The sequence below is a fragment of the Pedobacter sp. genome, from assembly GCF_037719805.1.
Lineage (GTDB): Bacteria > Bacteroidota > Bacteroidia > Sphingobacteriales > Sphingobacteriaceae > Pedobacter.
The window spans coordinates 184,550-203,033 of record NZ_JBBJLZ010000002.1 but is presented as its reverse complement, the minus strand read 5'-3'; the positions used below and the strand labels follow the sequence as shown (position 1 = coordinate 203,033).

Here is an 18,484-nt window from a genome sequence, read left to right as displayed (position 1 = left end):
CTTTCGTTAATTAAACAGAAGCAAGTGAGATGAGGTTGATTGTGAGAAGGTTGAGTGAGGTTGAATAACACACGTGAGACGGATGATGTGAGGTTGACGGATCCGGAGAGAAGTATTTCTTTCCGGATTTTTTATTAGACTGATTTTGAAAATGCTGATTTTTTAGGATGGTGTTGCTACTGTCAGGTAACTTGTATTCGGGCTGCGTTTCCATCATTTAAACCACTGTTAAGCCTTTCGTACCCCCTTGCTAAAGCGTTTCTAGGGCGATTAGCCCTAGCTAGGCCCTAGCTAGGCCCTAGCAAGGCCCTAGCAACCCCCTAGCAACCCCCTGGAAACCACGAATTAATGACAGTATCTAGTCCATGGGAGAAGCCTTGTCATGTCTTATCCTGAAATAGTTATACAGGGTGGGTAACTTAATTTGATATTGACTATACAGCTTTAAAAAGTTAAAACTTTTATATCTGAAAATCGTTAAAGTTGAGTACCCATACATGAACTAAATAAGGCAATGGAAAACGAAATAATCAATAATGCAGACCAGTCGGATTGGATTAAAAAATCTATCGTTATTAATGCATCTGATGATAAAGTGTGGCATATATTAACAAATACAGAAGACATCAAAAAATGGGCTGTAGCATTTGAAGAAGGTACTCAGGTGTTGTCAGAATGGACTGAAGGAGCAGAAGTAGTTTGGAAGGATGCTAATGATGAGAAACTAATGAAAGGTAAAGTCGAAGTTAGTTATCCTGCGAAATTATTAAAGGTTGGCTTCTACGAGGATATGAACGCTAGCGATACCGACGAACTTGGAGAATATAAAGAGCATTACCTAGTGACTGAAGAGGCAGGGAAAACCACCTTCAGTCTTGAAAGTGGGCCGCTAACTGATGAATATATTAAATTATTAGGTCCTCAATGGGATGAAGCATTGAAGACTATCAAGGCACTTGCAGAGGGGTTATAAGTATAAGGAGCCCGAAGGCTCCTTATAGGTTTTTAATCACAATTTGGCACCGTATAAGTCCAGGTTTCTGATGTGCCTGTTGGAAAGCTGTACATCATTCCCTTGCCACTTTCAAACCAAAGTTTGCCCCTTAACTTTTCGCGACCGCCAATTTCGTTCATAGACAGACTGTCGTAAAGACGACCGTTGATCATTACATATTTAATTTTTTCTGAGTTTCTGATGTCTTCAAGAGGATTGGCGTCCATGATTACAAGGTCTGCAAGCTTTCCTACTTCTAGTGAACCAATCTCTTTGCTCATCCCTAAATAAGAAGCTCCATTTATTGTAGCGTTTCTTATAGCTTGCAAAGGACTCATACCCCCTTGAACAAACATCCACAGTTCCCAATGTGCGCCAAGCCCCTGAATCTGGCCATGAGCTCCAAGGTTAACTTTCGTGCCACCATCAGCAATCTGCTTAACCGCCTTAGAGACATCAATATGTCCGTAATCTCCATATTCAGAAGTAGTTCTCCTTCTAGCCCGTGAATCAATAATTGGACGTGGTGTAAAGGCCATTAGCCGCTCGTTTTCCCAAACGTTCGTTCTGTCGTACCAGTAGTTTTCACCCCACTGACTACCATAACTGACAATCAGGGTTGGCGTGTAAGCTACATTTGTTTTATTCCAAAATGACACTACATCTTTATAGACCGGGGCAACGGGCAAGCTGTGTTCGATACCCGTATGGCCGTCTGCAATCATGTTCATATTTGTCAAGAAAGTAGAGCCGCCTTCTGGCACAACTTCCATCTTTAGAATTCTCGCTGCTTCTAATATCTGCTGACGCTGCTCCCGTCGGGGTTGGTTGTATGATTTTACTGAAAATGCACCAACCGCCTTTAAGCGCCTAAGGTGAGAAAGTGCATCATCCAAACTATTTATTACCACTTTGGAGTCGCCATCTGCCCCATATAGGATAGAGCCTGTAGAGTATAAACGCGGCCCAACCAAGCGGCCTGCTTTAATCATTTCAGCCTGACTAAATACCATTTCAGTATTACTTGACGGATCATGTGCCGTGGTAACGCCGAAGGCAAGATTCGCCAGGTAAGACCAGTCTTGCTGAGGAGAGATACCGTCTGGACTGGTTCTTAGATGCGCGTGAACATCTACGATACCAGGCATGATAGTTTTGCCCTTCACATCAACAACCCGTGCATTTGCCGGGACTGCTACATCTGCAACTTTGCCTACAGCTATTATCTTGTTGTTTTCAATGAGGATTGTTCCTTCTTCGATTACATCATCACCTTTCATGGTAACGATTCGGGCGCCCTTTAAAGCAGTTAGACCAATTGGTACGTCTGTTTTAAGCTGTAGCCCCATGGCTAATCCTGTGCTGTCTGGAGCCGGAATATTTTGTACTGCGCCATCTACGAAATTGAAAGTGTTTCTGATCTCACGTGAGTAATATTGATCGCCTAAAGTCCAGAACAATTTGTTGCTGTCGCCACTCCAATGTAAATAGGTCCCTGCATCTTTAGTAACCCTTGTTAGAGGAATTGATCTGTTTCCAGATGACAAATCTAAAGGGCTTCCTGTAGTAACCATCGGTGTGATATAGACGTTAAACAATTCTGTAAATGCCATCCATTTTCCATCCGGACTAGGGCAAAACTGGGTAGCGTAAGTGGAGGTGTAGTGGCTGCGCTCGTTCGAACCGTTAAGGTCTATGCTCTTAAGTGCCTTCTTTCCAGCATCATACCCTTGAAATAAGATGCGACTGTCATCAGCACTAAACTGCGGTTTGATGCCGCTTTCCGATACCAGTGTTTTAGCTCCACCATTAGCTGACATGACGAAGATTCCTGTTCCTCTTCCATATGCATACCCAAGCACATCATTTCCTACGCCTTTGCGGAACACAATCTTATCACCTTTAGTAGAATAGGAAGGGGAGTAATAAAACCCTTTTTCATCTGTTAGGGTTGTTGTTTTACCTGTTTTAAGGTCGGCTCTTTTGATCGCACCTTTAAAAGCGTCGCTCCATGCGCTATAGATCACAAACTTTCCGTCAGGACTAATGTCTGGTTCGAACTCAAAATCAAAGCCGGCCGTTACTCTTTCAGGTTTACCGTTTGGAAGTTCTTTTTTATAAAGTACACCAGCCGCATTGAATACTACAAATTTACCATCAGGAGATGTTGTAAGCTGCCTGATCATCTTCGAGTTAAAGTCGTTTTCAAATACCTTATGCGGAAAATGCAGCGATTCCTGAACGATTTGTTTGCTGCTTACACGAAAAGGAATCTCAACTGTGACAAGCGATGCCAATTCGATTTTCTTTATCTTTCCCTTTGCATAAAAAATAATACTCAGGTTGTCGGGAGTCCATGCAAAGTTTGGATAAACGCCGAAAATAGCCCATGTCTCTTGCTGATCATGAGAAAGGTCTTCTGTTAAAGGCCATTCCTCACCTGTGGTAAGGTTCTGCACATACAATACCGATTTCAACCGTACACGTTTCACGTAGGCCATCATTTTACCATCAGGGGAAATCTGTGGTCTAACGGAACCGCCGTCCTGAGCAATTAAGTTGCTTAGCTTTCCAGTTGTCATATCGAGCTGACGAATCGCGTAGATTAATCCATTAGGATCCTTGCTGTATTCAAAGTTCGGCCCTGGGGACACATCTTCGCTGAAGTATAAATACCTTCCATCCGGAGAAACATTTGGCTCTCCGGCATCCTGCTGATCGTTCTTTCTTTTAGTCAATTGAACGCCGTCGCCACCGTAGATGCTGTACATCCACATTTCGCCCGCACCTAATGAACGCGATCCTGTGAAATGTTTACGTGCAATTACGTAGTCGCTCTTAGGTGTCCAGGTTGCGTTATTCAGAAGTCGGAAGTTCTCTTTTGTAATTTGTTTCTTGTTGGAACCGTCCCTGTTCATGATCCAGATGTTATCGGCACCGGTTTTATCACTCGTGTAAGAGATATATTTTCCGTTCGGACTAAATCTAGGCTGGACGTCCCATGCAACTCCGCCACTTAAAACGGTAGCGTTACCACCTGTGACAGGCATAATGTAGATGTCTCCAAGGAGGTCAAACACAATATCTTTACCGTCTGAACTCACATCAAGATTCATCCAGGTACCTTCATCGGTTTCTACAGTGAAGCTTTTGGTAGGCCCTTTATATTTTTCAATATCCCATCCTTTTTCTTGAGCTTGGGACATTTGAGTTAAGAATAGTGTAGCTAATAGTAGAAATTTTCTCATAGATAGCGGCTAGTTATATACTGCGCAATTTACAATAATATCAGTTCAATTTTATAGTTTTGGATGGTACCATTTTATGAATGAAGCGGAGCTATTAAAACGATATTGGGGTTTTGATGATTTCAGGCCCTTGCAGGATGAGATTATCTATTCAGTGCTGAATGGTCGTGATACATTAGCCCTAATGCCTACGGGTGGAGGTAAATCTTTATGTTTTCAGCTTCCGGCATTGGCTTTGGATGGAATATGCATTGTCGTTTCTCCACTGATTGCTTTAATGAAAGATCAGGTTGAACACCTGAAAGCCAAGGGGATCGAAGCTGTAGCAATCTATGCAGGCATGGGCAAACGTGAAATCGATATCCTGTTGGACAACTGTGTTTACGGAAACATTAAGTTTTTATACCTGTCTCCTGAGCGACTGCTTTCTGATCTGGTCAGGATCAGGATTTCTTATATGAAAGTTAACTTAATTGCAATTGATGAGGCCCACTGTATATCTCAGTGGGGTTACGACTTCAGACCTCCGTATCTAAAGATCAACGAATTAAGAGAAATACATCCAAAGGTCCCCATTTTGGCATTAACGGCGACAGCAACGCAGCGCGTCAGGCTTGATATCATTGAAAAGCTTCAGTTAAAAGAACCGAACGTTTTTGTTAAAAGCTTTGCCAGAAGGAACTTGAGTTATGTGGTTCTAGGTGATGAAGACAAGTACAAAAAATTAATATCCATTATAAAAAATGTTAAAGGAAGCGGACTGGTTTACGTAAGGAACCGACGTGAAACCTCTGAAGTTGCATTATTTTTAAAAAGGAACCATATTTCGGCAGACTTTTATCACGCCGGAATTGAAAGAGACGAACGGTTTACGAAACAAGCTGCGTGGAAAGACAATCAAATTCAAGTGATGGTTGCGACTAATGCATTTGGGATGGGTATAGACAAGCCCGACGTTCGTTTTGTTGTGCATCTTGATCTGCCGGAAAGCTTAGAAGCGTATTATCAGGAAGCAGGAAGGGCAGGAAGAGACGGCAAAAAGGCGTATGGAGTGCTGCTCGCTAACAAGTCTGATCAGTTGGCATTGGAGGCAAAGTATTCAAACAGCTTTCCTTCTGTAGCCGAAATAAAAAAACTTTACCATGATTTGGGGAGCTATTTTCAGTTGGCTTATGGCGCGGGAGAGGGTATTACATTTGATTTCGATCTTGCAGACTTTTGTAAGCGCTTTAATATCGGTGTAATCAAAGCAATGGCGGCGCTGAAGTTTTTGGAACACGATGGCTATGTCACGCTGTCGGAGAATATTTTCCTGCAGTCCAGAGTGCTGTTTTTGGTTGGTCATGAGGACGTCTATAGGTTTCAAATTGAAAACGCAGGGTATGATAAACTGATCAAATCCATTTTACGGTCTTACGGTGGTGCCTTCGATGTCTATGTTAAGATTCAGGAATCTGATCTTGCTAAAAAGACGGGTGGTTCCTACAAAGATGTGATTCGACATTTGCAGTTTTTGGAGCAGCAGGGGCTTTTGTCTTATCTGCCACAAACGGATCAACCTCAGCTACAGTTCATCAGGGCGAGGGTAGATGGTTTGCACCTGGATATTGATGTAAAATATATTGAGCTAAGAAAAAAAGTTCAGGCAGACCAGATCAAAGCGGTTATGGTCTATGCGGTGACTTCTGAATGCAGAAGCATCCAACTCCTTAGATATTTTGATGAGCCTGGAGCAGAGAAATGTGGCGTTTGTGATGTGTGTCTTGCTGAAAAGAAAGCGGATGATTACGAGCAATTAGATGACCGGATTGATTACGAGATCGCGACTCTCTTACAAACGCAGTCGTACTTGCTAGCTGAACTTGTTAATGAATTGACGACTGGGACAGAACAGCAGCGACTTGGGCGGATCAGACAACTGCTGGATGCAGGTAAAATAAAAACAGATAGTAAAAATTATTACCTTTAAAATATGAAAAAATTACTCGCCGTTATCTTGTTTTTCCCTGTTCTACTGGCAGGATGTTCATCAGGATGTATTGAAGATTCAGGAATCCGTATTGCGAAGGGAATGGTTGTTAAGCCATTCGATAAAATAGCTGTAGAAGGAGCTATTAAAGTAATTCTGAAACAGGACAGCAGCTATGCGATCAAGATTGAAGCAGATTCAAACATTATGGGGAAGATAGAAGCAGATGTAAGCGGTTCTGAGCTTACTTTGAAACTCGAAAAGAAATCGTATTGCGGCTCTGATACAATAGTGATTTATGCAGGTATTGGTGAGCTTAAAGAACTTACCGGTTCTGGTGCGGTGCATGTGAGATCTCAAGGCCTTGTTAATGGTAAGGATCTGACAATGAAATTCGCAGGGGCAGCTGATGTTTCTTTGGAATTGAGCATTGCAAATTTAACAACAAACATGGATGGGATCGGAAAGCTAAATTTGTCTGGTCAGGCAGGTACTCATAAGCTGACCACTACGGGCTCTTCCGAAACAACCGCCTATAATTTTATAGCTGGCGTTTATGATATCCACATCACAGGAAATGGTAAAGCAAGTATAAATGTATTAAACGAGCTTAAGGTGAATACAGATGGCTCCAGTGAGATCTACTATAAAGGAAACCCAAAGAAGGTTGATGAAAAAAAATCGGGTGCTGCTAAATTAGAAAAAGTAAACTAGCTCGATGAAAAACGATAAGAAGGTTATCAGATCCTGGGCATTTTTCGACTGGGCAAATTCTGCATACAACCTGGTAATTACATCGACTATTTTTCCAGCCTACTATACTATTATTACCCGGACTGACGCTCATGGGGATCAGGTCAGCTTTTTTGGTATCCAGTTCACAAACACTGCACTTTCTAATTATGCACTGTCGTTTGCCTATTTAATGATGGTGATTTTATTGCCAATTGTCTCGTCTATTGCAGATTACAGAGGAAATAAGAAAGTGTTTATGAAATTCTTCACCTATATGGGTGGAATGGCCTGTATAGGTTTGTATTTCTTTAAACTGGAGACTTTAGAACTGGGAATTATTTGTTTTGTGATTGCCGCTATGGGATACATTGGAGGGGTACTTATTAATAATTCGTATTTGCCTGAAATAGCTACACCTGATCAGCAAGATCGGGTGAGTGCCAAAGGTTTTTCTTTCGGTTACATCGGCAGCGTGATATTGCAGTTGATCTGTTTCGTATTTGTATTGAAGCCGGAGTTATTTGGTATAGTTGACGCTTCGTTCCCAGCGCGTTTATCTTTCTTACTGGTGGGCGTTTGGTGGATTGGTTTTGCACAGATACCCTTTAAGGCTTTGCCGGACGGCCATGCCGGAAACAAAAAGATCAACAAAAACATTATTAAAAATGGCTTTCAAGAACTATCTAAAGTTTGGGGTCAGCTATCTAAAATGAGATTCCTGAAGCTCTTTTTGCTTGCTTTCTTTTTTTACTCTATGGGCGTGCAAACGATTATGCTAGCTGCTGCTGGCTTTGGAGAGAAAACATTGCAACTAGGCACTGAAAAATTAATTGCCACCATACTGATCATTCAACTAGTTGCTATTTTAGGTGCCATAATGATGTCTTATTTCGCTAAGAAGGTTGGAAATATTAGGGTGTTGATCTACGTTGTACTGATTTGGATTGGCGCATGCATTTGCGGTTACTATGTGGCTAATGAATATCAGTTTTATGCCCTGGCAGCTCTAGTTGGACTGATTATGGGAGGGATTCAGTCATTATCCAGGTCGACATTTTCAAAGTATATTCCGGAAGACAGTCCAGATACAACTTCCTTTTTCAGCTTCTATGATGTTACAGAAAAGCTGGCAATAGTTATAGGTTTGTTTAGCTTTGCATTTATTGAGGAGCTCACTGGCAGTATGCGAAATTCTATTATCGCCTTGGCGGGCTTTTTTATAATAGGTTTGGTGTTTTTGTTAGCTCTCAAAAGGGTTGAAAAGAAATTAGTAGGGATTTAATGAGAGTAGAACTATTTGTGCCGTGTTTTGTGGATCAATTGTATCCTGAAACGGCATTTAGTACCATAAAATTATTAGAAAAGTCGGGTTGTGAGGTGTTTTACAATTCAGCACAAACTTGCTGCGGTCAGCCGGCTTATAATGCCGGTTACTGGGAACAAGCTAAGGAGACAGGTATTAAGTTTTTGAACGACTTTTCGGAAACAGATTACATAGTTGCACCTTCCGCTTCTTGCGTAGGAATGGTAAAAAGTGGATTTAATGATTTGTTCACTAATACCACAGTTCACAATAGGTGTCGAAATATCCAAGGGAATATTTATGAGTTGTCGGACTTTCTGGTCAATGTTTTAAAGAAGGATTATTTTGGTGCAGAGCTGGATGGTAAGGCAGTTTATCATGACTCCTGCAGTGGACTAAGAGAGTGTAAAATTAAAGAAGAGCCGAGGTTACTGTTGTCCAAAGTACACGGGTTGGAAATGGTAGAAATGAAAGATACGGATATGTGCTGCGGATTTGGAGGAACTTTTGCCGTTAAATTTGATGCCATTTCCTCTGCGATGGCTGAGCAGAAGGTTAACCATGCGCTTGACCAGGGTGCTGAATATGTTATTTCAACCGATTTATCGTGTCTCATGCATTTGCAGGGATATATAGACAAAAATCAAATCCCCCTAAAGACTATGCACCTTGCCGATGTATTGGCCAACGGATGGCTTGAAAGTACCGAATATTAGTTAGCTTTGAATCAATGATCACATTGTAGGTGATTGACTATATAATTTTTATCAATTTTTTAAATCATAGTTGTAGATGATTAACATTACTTTACCTGACGGCTCGAGTCGTCAGTACGAAAAGGGCACTTCTGCCCATCAAATTGCATTATCAATTTCTGAGGGCCTTGCCCGAAATGTATTGGCCGCAGAGGTTAACGGTGAAATTTGGGACTCTTCAAGACCTATTGAATCTGATTCAACTGTTAAGTTGTTAACATGGAATGATGCCGCAGGTAAGTCTACCTTCTGGCATTCGTCTGCCCACATTATGGCCGAAGCGTTAGAAGAGCTTTATCCGGGAACTAAGTTTGGTATTGGTCCGGCTATTGAAACTGGGTTTTACTATGATGTAGACTTCGGCGACAGAGAGTTTTCTTCTGATGAATTTAAGGCGATTGAGGCTAAGATTATTGAGCTGGCAAAAAAGAAAGAAGTTTTTGAGCGCAAAGCGGTATCTAAAGCTGATGCGTTGACTTATTTTACTGAAAAAGGTGATGAATACAAACTCGACCTTTTGGAAGGTTTGGAGGATGGAAAGATCACGTTCTACACTCAGGGAGAGTTTACCGATTTATGTCGAGGACCGCACATTCCAAATACTGGCTTTATCAAGGCGGTAAAGCTAATGAATGTTGCAGGTGCGTATTGGAGAGGTGATGAGACCAGAAAGCAACTTACCCGGATTTATGGCGTTACTTTCCCTAAAGCCAGCGAGCTGACTGAGTATCTTCATATGATTGAAGAAGCTAAGAAACGAGATCACAGAAAGCTTGGAAAAGAATTAGAGCTTTTCGCATTTTCTGAAAAAGTTGGAATGGGCTTACCTTTATGGTTGCCGAAAGGAGCTGCATTGCGCGAGCGATTGGTACAATTTCTAACTAAAGCTCAAGGGAAAGCGGGATACGAGCAAGTAATCACCCCACATATAGGGCACAAGAATTTATACATTACATCCGGGCACTATGAAAAATATGGAAAAGACAGTTTCCAGCCTATAAAGACACCTCAGGAAGGGGAGGAGTTTTTCTTAAAACCGATGAATTGTCCGCATCACTGTGAGATCTATAAAGTTAAACCACGGTCATATAAAGACTTACCCCTGCGCTTCGCAGAGTTTGGTACCGTTTACCGTTATGAGCAAAGTGGAGAGCTTCATGGTTTGACAAGGGTTCGTGGCTTTACTCAGGATGACGCACACTTATTCTGCAGACCAGACCAGGTAAAAGAAGAATTCAAAAAGGTTATCGATCTTGTTTTGTATGTATTTAAATCATTAGGATTTAATGACTACACTGCTCAGGTTTCTTTAAGAGATCCCGACAATAAGACGAAATATATAGGTAGCGACGAGAATTGGCATCTTGCTGAATCGGCAATTATAGAGGCTGCTGCTGAAAAAGGTTTGCCGACGGTTGTAGAATATGGGGAAGCTGCGTTTTATGGTCCGAAGCTAGACTTTATGGTTAAGGATGCGTTGGGCAGAAAATGGCAGCTTGGAACTATTCAGGTAGATTATAATTTGCCTGAGCGCTTTGAACTTGAATATACAGGAAGCGATAATATGAAGCACCGGCCGGTGATGATTCACAGGGCGCCGTTTGGTTCACTGGAAAGATTCATTGCAGTACTGATTGAGCACTGTGCTGGAAATTTTCCTTTATGGCTATCGCCGGAGCAGTTTATCATACTTCCGATCTCGGAAAAGTATGAAGAATATGCAAAAAAAGTTTCAGATGAATTAAATAATTCCGATATTCGCGGGCTGATTGACTTTCGAGATGAAAAGATCGGGAGAAAAATCAGAGACGCAGAGGTTAAAAAGATACCTTACATGCTGATCATTGGAGAGAAAGAGATGGCTGAAGGTCAGTTATCAGTAAGGAAACATGGTGAGGGTGATTTAGGATCGATGACATTGCAAGAGTTTAGTGAATTATTAATTAGAGAAGTAACAGTTTAACAGGATATAAATTTGGCATTAGGCAGACCAGGATTTAATAGGGGACCACGTCCTCCTTTTAAGAAAAAAGAAGCAGAACATAATATTAATCAGTTTATCAGAGCACAAGAGGTTAGGTTAGCTGGTGATAATGTTGAACCGGGGATCTATCCTTTGGCAAAAGCTTTGGCCCTTGCTGATGAATTAGAGCTTGACCTTGTTGAGATTTCACCGAACGCTGTTCCTCCTGTATGTAGAATAATTGATTACAGTAAGTTTGTTTACGAGCAAAAGAAGAAGCAGAAAGAAATCAAATCTAATGCTAAGCAAACTGTAATAAAGGAGATCAGATTCGGTCCTAACACGAACGACCATGATTTTCAATTTAAGCTAAAACACGCGGTTAGCTTTTTGGAAAGTGGCGAGAAAGTTAGGGCTTATGTTCACTTCAAAGGTAGAGCAATTGTATATAAAGAGCAGGGTGAAATCTTGTTGTTGAAGTTTGCTCAGGCGTTGGAAGATGTAGGAAAGGTAGAGTTGTTGCCTAAATTAGAAGGTAAGCGTATGTTTTTAACGCTTGCACCAAAACTTGCTAAAAAATAAAGTAAAATTAAATAAATAAACAAGGTTATGCCAAAAATGAAAACCAATTCCAGTGCTAAAAAGCGTTTTTCGCTTACTGGAACAGGTAAAATCGCTAGAAAGAACGCATTCAAAAGCCACATTTTAACAAAGATGTCGACTAAACGTAAGCGTAATTTAGGAAACACCTCAATGGTGTCAGCAGCTGACATGGGCAACGTTAAACGTATGCTTGCAATCGGTAAATAATTAAATTTTTAACCAGGTAACAGGTAGTAAGTTTGCTGAAAAACGCGACGCCTTTTATCAAAAACAATTAAAACATGCCACGTTCGGTAAACGCAGTAGCTTCGAGAAGAAGAAGGAAAAAGGTTCTTAATTTAGCTAAAGGCTATTGGGGATCAAGAAGCAAGGTATTCACCATTGCTAAAAACACGGTTGAAAAAGGTTTGCAATATGCATACCGTGACCGTAAAGTTAAGAAAAGAGAGTTTCGTGGATTGTGGATTCAGCGTATCAACGCCGGAGCACGCCTACACGGTATTTCATACTCCCAATTAATTGGTAAACTTGCTGTTAAAAATATTGGTTTGAACCGTAAAGTTCTTGCTGACTTAGCAATGAATCATCCAGATGCTTTTAAAGCTGTAATTGATCTAGTAAAATAGACATCATAACTAATGTTTCGAAGAAGGGAGGCCAAAAGCTTCCCTTTTTTTATGAACTAGAATTCCAGGTATTGACCTGCGTCTTTTATAGTTTCTTTATCCAAGGTCTGGAATAAGGGGATGTGGCCGATGATCCTGGCTTTACTGTAATGTTCTATATAGCGTTGACTCTCTTCATTCGCAATGCCGTTGAAAATAATGCCTCTTAAATCAATTCCTTTACTTGTTAGCGCTTCGATGCTTAGTAAGGTGTGGTTTATACTACCCAAGTAGTTCTGAGAGACAAGAATGACTTTTATGTTTAAAGATTGGATGTAGTCTATCATCAACTCCTTTTCATTTAATGGTACCATTAGTCCACCTGCACCCTCTATAATTAAGTTTCTATCGGTCTCTGGAATACTTAACTTTTGAATACTGAGTTCTATACCGTCAATCTTTGCGGAGAGGTGGGGTGATAGCGGCTTCGTTAGTTTAAAGCGCTCCGGATGAATGACGGAATTGGTGTTGCTAATAAGACTCTCAATTTTTAGGCTATCGCTGCTATCCAGGTCACCCGATTGAATAGGTTTCCAATAGTCTGCATGAAGCTTTTCTGTAATTATGGCACTGACAATAGTTTTGCCTATACCGGTGCCAATTCCCGTAACGAAGTAGGTATCGTTCATTGTAAATTCAGTTCTTTAAGATGGAGAACGAGTTTTTCGATCTCCTGATCGGTATTGTAAAGATGCAGACAAATTCTAATTCGTTCTTTTCCCAAAGGAACGGTTGGGCTTAATATAGCCCTGACATCAAAGCCCGCTGTCTGCAGTTTAGCAGCGGCATCTTTTGCGTTGGCGTTGCCGGGGACGATCAGGGTTTGAATTGCACTGGGACTTGCTACTGCATGTTCCATTTTGTAAGCGATTAGAAGCTCAGCATAATGCGCTATTTTTTGCTTTATTTGAGGAGTGTAATCTGTAGCAATAAGCATTTTATAGGCGCTCTTGACGTAAAAAAGGGTATGAATTGGAGCCGCTGTTGTGTATATGAAAGGCCTTGCAAAATTAATGAGGTATTGCTTTAAATTATGGCTTCCCAGAACAATGGCACCATGACAGCCTAGGGCTTTACCGAAGGTTACTACCCTTGCAAAGACTTTTTGTTCCAGATGAAGTGCCTGTACTAATCCCTTTCCGTTTTGGCCAAAGACACCAGTAGCATGGGCTTCATCAACTATAAGATTAGCATGATAGGTTTCACATAGCTCCGAGATCAGGAGAAGTGCAGCCATGTCGCCGTCCATCGAATATACGCTCTCTACTACCACATAAACAATACCTTTTGCTACTTTGAGCTTCTCTTCAAGCTGAACTATATCATTGTGACGAAAGGTGTAACGATTTGCATGAGTCAGTCTGGCACCGTCAATTAGGCTGGCATGAATGAGTTCGTCGCAAATGAAAGTATCGCCTTTTTGAGCAAGGCAGGAAAGTAGGCCGACGTTAGCATCATAGCCTGAGTTGAAGATCAAGCCACTCTCTGCATGATGAAAGTCTGAGATAAAAGCTTCGGTTTCTTCAATGTAGGCTGTGTTTCCACTAAGGAGGCGCGATCCTCCCGATCCGTTATTGAACGCAGAAGCGTTCATCATTTCTAGTTCAACCGCTTTTCTTAATTCGTGAGAGCTCGCAAAACCGAGATAATCATTGGAACAAAAATCAATGGGCGGTCTAACAGAAATGAGTTTTCTCAGAGAGCCGTCTATTGTTCTTTCATTTAGCCGCGATTGAATATAGTTTTCTGCGTTATTCATGCATTAACTAATTCTTGTTTAGCTGGGAAATAGATTTTTGCATTTGAGACATCATAGTTGTAAGCGTTTCTATAGTGGGCTCCGGCGTTGGGTCAGGAAGAGTTGAAGAAATATATGCTTTGGCTTTCCAGATCTCAAGAATGTCTTCTGAAGCAATGCTATAAGGATCATAAACTTTATTGTCTGAAATTAGCTTTAAGTCTTTATTTTCTTTGAAGCGATTTCCGGCACGTTTATAAACGACACCTTCGTTTTTACTGATGACTACGTAAGTCTCACCAATTTTCACATCATTCCAGTTGTCCATGTATTCTCCAAGAATGATACTGCCAGACTGAATGGGAAGCATTGAATCTCCGATGATTTCAAACGCCCTGAAAGTGCCATTCTTTAGGAAAGGAAGAGGCAGCTGAAATTTAGGAAGCTCTTGTACAAATTGTGGATCTGAAAATCCATTGAGGTAACCTGCGCTCGCTTTAACTGGAACCATCTCGATGTTCTCATTATCATCTTTGTCTACAGTGATACTTAATATTCGAAGATTTGAACCCTGACTCTTTAGTTTAGGCTTCCAGGTGTCATTGATGGTTTCGTTGATAAACTCATCAATAGTTAAGTCGAAGAACTCTGCTATTCTTTTTAGTAAATCATATTTTGGTTCTGCACGATCTTCTTCATAAGCACCGATCAATGATCTTTTAATTTCCATTGCATCAGCGAATTGCTGCTGAGTATGGCCTTTTTTCTTTCTTAGGTACTTGAGGTTAGAGGAAATATTCGACATAAAATAAAAGTTTAAAATAAGTTTGTTTTTACTAAATAAGTTAGTATTATTGTGCCAATAAAGTTAGTAATATTTATTTGTTTATCCAATATGTAACTAACCTAATTAGTTTATATCCCAAAATACTCAGAGTTATGAAGAAATTCGTTTACATTGTTACCGACAGGAACCGCACTAGTTTACACGTAGGGATGAGTTCTGACCTCATTAAGACATTGGATTTTTACAAGCAAATGCCTTGTTTGTTCTTTGACAGCGGACAGCAATTAACAAGACTAGTTTATTTTGAGGAATTTAAAACTGAAGAACAAGCATTAAGTCGCTTCAAGTTAGTAAGCAGATTTACAAGAACACAGAAAGAAAGGGTGGTAAGATCATGTAATCCAGATTGGATAGATCTTACGATTGGTTTAGACTTTGAGCACATTATGTCCTCCAAAAAGATGGTTAACCAGGTGAATCTACCATTTAGCATTATGTCATAAAAAAAGGGATCCCGTGTCGAGATCCCTTATAAAATTCTTTTAGTCTTAACTTACCAACCTGGTGCGAAAGTCAAACCAAAAACGCCTGCTTTAACATCTTTCCTTTGGAAAGGAATCGCATAATAGGGCTCAATCACGAAATAGCCTAATACGTTTACCCGTAGCGAAATTCCCACACTAAGCGCTGGGACTCTTTCATTAGTAGTTTGGGTAGTGATCACCTTTCCATCAGGGTCCAGGACCGGCTGTCCGTTTGCATCTTTAACTTCTTCAGTTACGTAAGTAGGACTTCCCTTAAACGATACTTTAGAGCCATCGCGCCATGCTAATCCGGCATCAAAGAAAAGGTTTAGGTCACTCAATAAGAAACGGGAAGGAATTGCTGCCAACTTTTTAGGACCAGTGAATGGTAAGCGTACTTCAAAGTTAAATACAGCCATTTTACTACCTGATAACTGATTGATGTCAATGCCACCATTGCCTGTGCCACTGCTGTTATATAATGAATTAGCTTCATAACCTCTTATGAAGTATGGATAACCAACGAAGAGGGGATAGAGGTTCTCTCCATCTTTTCCAATTCTTAAGTAATTGTAAGTTCTGGCTGCAAAAGTTACAGGTTTTGCTCTCACGTATTTTCTCGCGTCAAGCGTTACGGCAGAGAACTTAAAGTCCCCAAAGTACTGCTCAACACCTACACGGTACCTAAAGCCATCCAGTGGAGCAGTTAAGCCGTTAATAGAATTGTCACCGACGAAGGATGCATTCAGTTGGAAGATGCCAAACGGATCTAAAGGGATCCCAAATTCACTAGTAGCATCACTAGTTTTGATCTTCGTTTTCTCGGAGGTCAGATAAAAACCATTGTAGTCGTAGTAATTGCTGATCCTGTCAACCCTGTAGCTATAGTGAGACACCGCCGCACCTGTCTCGAATCTATGAATCTTATTAAAAGGATAGGAACCGAATACTTGTACCTGATCCTCAAAGGTTCTTACTATGTTCGTTCGGTCAACAATCACGTCAGCCTTGTTACCGTCATTGTATTCCAACTGATCCTGAACAACCTCTCTAAAACCAGTTAAATAGGGGATATGTGAAAATGCTACTCCCCAGTTTATCCGTTTTTGTTGATTAATATATCCTACTAATCCGCCAAAGTCGTAAATCTCCCCGTTCACTGATAAGTTGGCAACGATTTGATTTCTGCCTAGAATATCGCTGAACATACCTAATATACCGCCTTGTACGCCCGTTCCAAAACGACTCGTAGAAACACCCACGCCGCTGTTCGCAAGGTAATCCAATCTAAACTTTGGTTTGTAAGGAACCAGCCTCATCGAATCAGCACTAGTCTTTTCAAAGCGTTCGAAATTACCTAGATTGGAATTTACAACATCAACCCCTGTAGTCTCTTTAGGAGGTAGGATTGCCGCATCAAAGTTAACTGCATTGGCATCAACAGCTTTCGATCTGAAGTTGCTTACAGGAGAATTATACAGTGTATATCTTTGTGAACGATAATAACTGTAAATGATATCGTCATTGTTGGATACGGTTAAAGCAGGGGAGAACTCAGTGATACCACTAATACCAGTAAAATAGTCGGTCAATTGTTTAACTGACTTATCTGCCAATCCATACTGATACAAATTTCTAAAACCATCCCTGTTGGATAGGAAGAAGAGAGATTTGCTGTCTCCGGAAAACTGGGCATTTAAATTATTCGCCCCTGGGAAGACAGGGACATCATTTAGTGCCTTGGTAGCAATGTCATATATGGTAAGATTTATTGGGTGAACAGCATTGGTTCCATTTAGTCTTCTCGATGCCCTGTCAGATGAAAAAGCGATCATTTTGCCATCTCTTGAATAATTAGGTGCATAGTCGGAAAATTCATCATTCGTAACTTGTGTCACCTGCTTGGTTTTAAGACTATAGGAGAAAATGTCGCTCTGGCCCTCTACCATTCCTGAAAAGGCAATGTCATCACCATTTGGCGACCAGGTTAAATTGCCGAACTGTTCCACCTTGTCCATGTTTGTACTTAGGACCTGTCTACCGCTGGCGACATCAATAATCATCAGCTCATTTCTTCCTTTACTAAAAATACTGAATGCAAATCGCTTACTGTCTGGTGACCACGTGCCAGCCGACTCGAGGAAGTTAAAATCGTCAATATGGGAATTAGATATCTGACTGCTGAGTTTCCTAAGAATCTTTCCGGTTTTGGCATCAGCAAGGAAAAGGTCAATACCAAACAGATCTTTTTCAGAAAGGAACGCAAGGTATTTACCATCAGGGCTAATCGCCGGTGCCACGTTCATATTACCCGCATTTTTATTGTCAATAATCTTAGTGCCGCTTATTTTAATCTGTGAACTGTCTGCTTTTAGCATTGGACGGTAATGCGACTCAATGGCATTCTTCCATAATCCGGAAAGTGTATTGTCATCGTAGCCAAAGGTATACTTCAATCCATTCTCGTAACCAAACCTTGCGGTCGCCTTAAATAATGGAACAATGGTCGTATCACCATAAACGGATCCTACGAAGGTCCAAAAGGCCTGTCCATATCGATATGGAAAATATTTATTCGAATTGGTCAAATCCTTCAATGACGGAATATCCCTGTTTAGTAAAGCGTCCCTCATCCACATTGAGGTAAACGCATCGGTCTTCCCAACCGACAAGTATTCTGCCATCCCTTCAACCATCCAAAGTGGAATCTGGCCTATGCTTTCAATTCCTATTGAATCCTTCTCTAGGAGAATGTGGTATTGGAAAGCGTGGACCAACTCGTGACCAAGTACGTGTCTCGTTTGGTTATTGAGCTCCATTACGGGCATGATCACCCGGTTCTTCAAAGCCTCCGTTACGCCACCGGTACCAATGCCGATATCCCCTTGTAGCGCTGTCGTTTGCTGGAAATCAGGGTGGTTGCTATATAGGATGATCGGATTCTTTGTGAGAAAAGTATCTCTGAATACCTCTTGGTGCATCTTATACCAGGTTTCGGCATCTTCAGCTAGCTTTTTAATAAGCTTTTCATTCTTCAAGTAGTAGTAAATTTCGAAGTGTGGGGTCTGCAATACTTTAAACTTCTCATTTTTATACCTTACTTTGTTTTGGCCAAAATACTGCGCTTTGACTGAAATGACAGAGAACAGTGTGATGATCAGTATAGGAATAATTCTTCTAATTAAGTTAGCGTTCATTAT

General features: G+C 40.9%; 16 protein-coding genes. 10 read left to right on the top strand and 6 right to left on the bottom strand.

What is annotated here, in order from left to right; genetic code table 11:
• Positions 1–10 precede the first annotated feature (10 nt).
• On the bottom strand, positions 11–217 hold the full coding sequence (locus WKF66_RS06040; RefSeq protein WP_489673524.1) for a hypothetical protein: 207 nt from the start codon (positions 215–217) through the stop codon (positions 11–13).
• 297 nt (positions 218–514) lie between these two features.
• Between WKF66_RS06040 and WKF66_RS06035 the strand changes: the two genes are divergently transcribed.
• The gene (locus WKF66_RS06035; protein WP_489673523.1) at positions 515–973 is read left to right on the top strand and encodes an SRPBCC domain-containing protein; all 459 of its coding nucleotides are present in this window, start codon (positions 515–517) and stop codon (positions 971–973) included.
• A gap of 32 nt (positions 974–1,005) precedes the next feature.
• Here WKF66_RS06035 and WKF66_RS06030 read toward each other — a convergent pair whose 3' ends face one another.
• On the bottom strand, positions 1,006–4,242 hold the full coding sequence (locus tag WKF66_RS06030; protein ID WP_489673522.1) for an amidohydrolase family protein: 3,237 nt from the start codon (positions 4,240–4,242) through the stop codon (positions 1,006–1,008).
• Positions 4,243–4,318: 76 nt separating this feature from the next.
• Here WKF66_RS06030 and WKF66_RS06025 point away from each other — a divergent pair, with 76 nt between their 5' ends.
• The 8 genes from WKF66_RS06025 to rplT all read left to right on the top strand — a co-directional run bounded on the left by WKF66_RS06025 (position 4,319) and on the right by rplT (position 12,196).
• Positions 4,319–6,211, top strand: a complete 1,893-nt coding sequence (locus WKF66_RS06025; protein WP_489673521.1) for a RecQ family ATP-dependent DNA helicase — start codon at positions 4,319–4,321, stop codon at positions 6,209–6,211.
• Between the two features lie 3 nt (positions 6,212–6,214).
• Positions 6,215–6,925: a head GIN domain-containing protein gene (locus WKF66_RS06020; protein WP_489673520.1), complete on the top strand. Its 711-nt coding sequence runs from the start codon at positions 6,215–6,217 to the stop codon at positions 6,923–6,925.
• Positions 6,926–6,929: 4 nt separating this feature from the next.
• Positions 6,930–8,228 carry an MFS transporter gene (locus WKF66_RS06015; protein WP_489673519.1) on the top strand — a complete coding sequence of 433 codons (1,299 nt, stop codon included), beginning with the start codon at positions 6,930–6,932 and terminating at the stop codon, positions 8,226–8,228.
• On the top strand, positions 8,228–8,965 hold the full coding sequence (locus WKF66_RS06010) for a (Fe-S)-binding protein (protein WP_489673518.1): 738 nt from the start codon (positions 8,228–8,230) through the stop codon (positions 8,963–8,965). Before WKF66_RS06015 ends, WKF66_RS06010 begins: the two co-directional genes overlap by 1 nt.
• A 76-nt stretch (positions 8,966–9,041) precedes the next feature.
• A complete protein-coding gene (thrS, locus tag WKF66_RS06005; RefSeq protein WP_489673517.1) occupies positions 9,042–10,967 on the top strand; it encodes a threonine--tRNA ligase in 1,926 nt (641 codons plus the stop codon).
• 12 nt (positions 10,968–10,979) lie between these two features.
• Positions 10,980–11,549 carry a translation initiation factor IF-3 gene (gene infC / locus WKF66_RS06000; RefSeq protein ID WP_489673516.1) on the top strand — a complete coding sequence of 190 codons (570 nt, stop codon included), beginning with the start codon at positions 10,980–10,982 and terminating at the stop codon, positions 11,547–11,549.
• A gap of 27 nt (positions 11,550–11,576) precedes the next feature.
• The gene (gene rpmI / locus WKF66_RS05995; RefSeq protein WP_489673515.1) at positions 11,577–11,777 is read left to right on the top strand and encodes a 50S ribosomal protein L35; all 201 of its coding nucleotides are present in this window, start codon (positions 11,577–11,579) and stop codon (positions 11,775–11,777) included.
• 74 nt (positions 11,778–11,851) lie between these two features.
• Positions 11,852–12,196: a 50S ribosomal protein L20 gene (gene rplT / locus WKF66_RS05990; protein WP_489673514.1), complete on the top strand. Its 345-nt coding sequence runs from the start codon at positions 11,852–11,854 to the stop codon at positions 12,194–12,196.
• 56 nt (positions 12,197–12,252) lie between these two features.
• Here the strand turns inward: rplT and bioD are convergent, their stop codons facing one another.
• Genes bioD through WKF66_RS05975 form a run of 3 tightly spaced genes read right to left on the bottom strand, consistent with a single transcriptional unit; the run spans position 12,253 to position 14,778 of the window.
• Positions 12,253–12,864, bottom strand: a complete 612-nt coding sequence (bioD, locus tag WKF66_RS05985) for a dethiobiotin synthase (RefSeq protein ID WP_489673513.1) — start codon at positions 12,862–12,864, stop codon at positions 12,253–12,255.
• Positions 12,861–13,994, bottom strand: coding sequence for an aminotransferase class I/II-fold pyridoxal phosphate-dependent enzyme (locus tag WKF66_RS05980; RefSeq protein ID WP_489673512.1), 1,134 nt, complete (start codon positions 13,992–13,994; stop codon positions 12,861–12,863). Before WKF66_RS05980 ends, bioD begins: the two co-directional genes overlap by 4 nt.
• 7 nt (positions 13,995–14,001) lie before the next feature.
• Positions 14,002–14,778: an XRE family transcriptional regulator gene (locus tag WKF66_RS05975; RefSeq protein ID WP_489673511.1), complete on the bottom strand. Its 777-nt coding sequence runs from the start codon at positions 14,776–14,778 to the stop codon at positions 14,002–14,004.
• 134 nt (positions 14,779–14,912) lie between these two features.
• Between WKF66_RS05975 and WKF66_RS05970 the strand changes: the two genes are divergently transcribed.
• Positions 14,913–15,263: a GIY-YIG nuclease family protein gene (locus WKF66_RS05970; RefSeq protein WP_489673510.1), complete on the top strand. Its 351-nt coding sequence runs from the start codon at positions 14,913–14,915 to the stop codon at positions 15,261–15,263.
• 50 nt (positions 15,264–15,313) lie between these two features.
• Here WKF66_RS05970 and WKF66_RS05965 read toward each other — a convergent pair whose 3' ends face one another.
• Positions 15,314–18,481, bottom strand: coding sequence for a basic secretory protein-like protein (locus WKF66_RS05965; protein ID WP_489673509.1), 3,168 nt, complete (start codon positions 18,479–18,481; stop codon positions 15,314–15,316).
• Positions 18,482–18,484: the final 3 nt, after the last annotated feature.

Excerpts from the sequence above, each read along its gene's own strand:
- WKF66_RS06030 (WP_489673522.1), bottom strand. The coding sequence starts at position 4,242 with ATGAGAAAATTTCTACTATTAGCTACACTATTCTTAACTCAAATGTCC.
- WKF66_RS06035 (WP_489673523.1), top strand. The coding sequence starts at position 515 with ATGGAAAACGAAATAATCAATAATGCAGACCAGTCGGATTGGATTAAA.
- WKF66_RS06020 (WP_489673520.1), top strand. The coding sequence starts at position 6,215 with ATGAAAAAATTACTCGCCGTTATCTTGTTTTTCCCTGTTCTACTGGCA.
- bioD (WP_489673513.1), bottom strand. The coding sequence starts at position 12,864 with ATGAACGATACCTACTTCGTTACGGGAATTGGCACCGGTATAGGCAAA.
- WKF66_RS05965 (WP_489673509.1), bottom strand. The coding sequence starts at position 18,481 with ATGAACGCTAACTTAATTAGAAGAATTATTCCTATACTGATCATCACA.
- WKF66_RS05980 (WP_489673512.1), bottom strand. The coding sequence starts at position 13,994 with ATGAATAACGCAGAAAACTATATTCAATCGCGGCTAAATGAAAGAACA.
- WKF66_RS05975 (WP_489673511.1), bottom strand. The coding sequence starts at position 14,778 with ATGTCGAATATTTCCTCTAACCTCAAGTACCTAAGAAAGAAAAAAGGC.
- WKF66_RS05970 (WP_489673510.1), top strand. The coding sequence starts at position 14,913 with ATGAAGAAATTCGTTTACATTGTTACCGACAGGAACCGCACTAGTTTA.
- WKF66_RS06015 (WP_489673519.1), top strand. The coding sequence starts at position 6,930 with ATGAAAAACGATAAGAAGGTTATCAGATCCTGGGCATTTTTCGACTGG.
- rplT (WP_489673514.1), top strand. The coding sequence starts at position 11,852 with ATGCCACGTTCGGTAAACGCAGTAGCTTCGAGAAGAAGAAGGAAAAAG.
- WKF66_RS06010 (WP_489673518.1), top strand. The coding sequence starts at position 8,228 with ATGAGAGTAGAACTATTTGTGCCGTGTTTTGTGGATCAATTGTATCCT.
- WKF66_RS06040 (WP_489673524.1), bottom strand. The coding sequence starts at position 217 with ATGATGGAAACGCAGCCCGAATACAAGTTACCTGACAGTAGCAACACC.
- thrS (WP_489673517.1), top strand. The coding sequence starts at position 9,042 with ATGATTAACATTACTTTACCTGACGGCTCGAGTCGTCAGTACGAAAAG.
- WKF66_RS06025 (WP_489673521.1), top strand. The coding sequence starts at position 4,319 with ATGAATGAAGCGGAGCTATTAAAACGATATTGGGGTTTTGATGATTTC.
- rpmI (WP_489673515.1), top strand. The coding sequence starts at position 11,577 with ATGCCAAAAATGAAAACCAATTCCAGTGCTAAAAAGCGTTTTTCGCTT.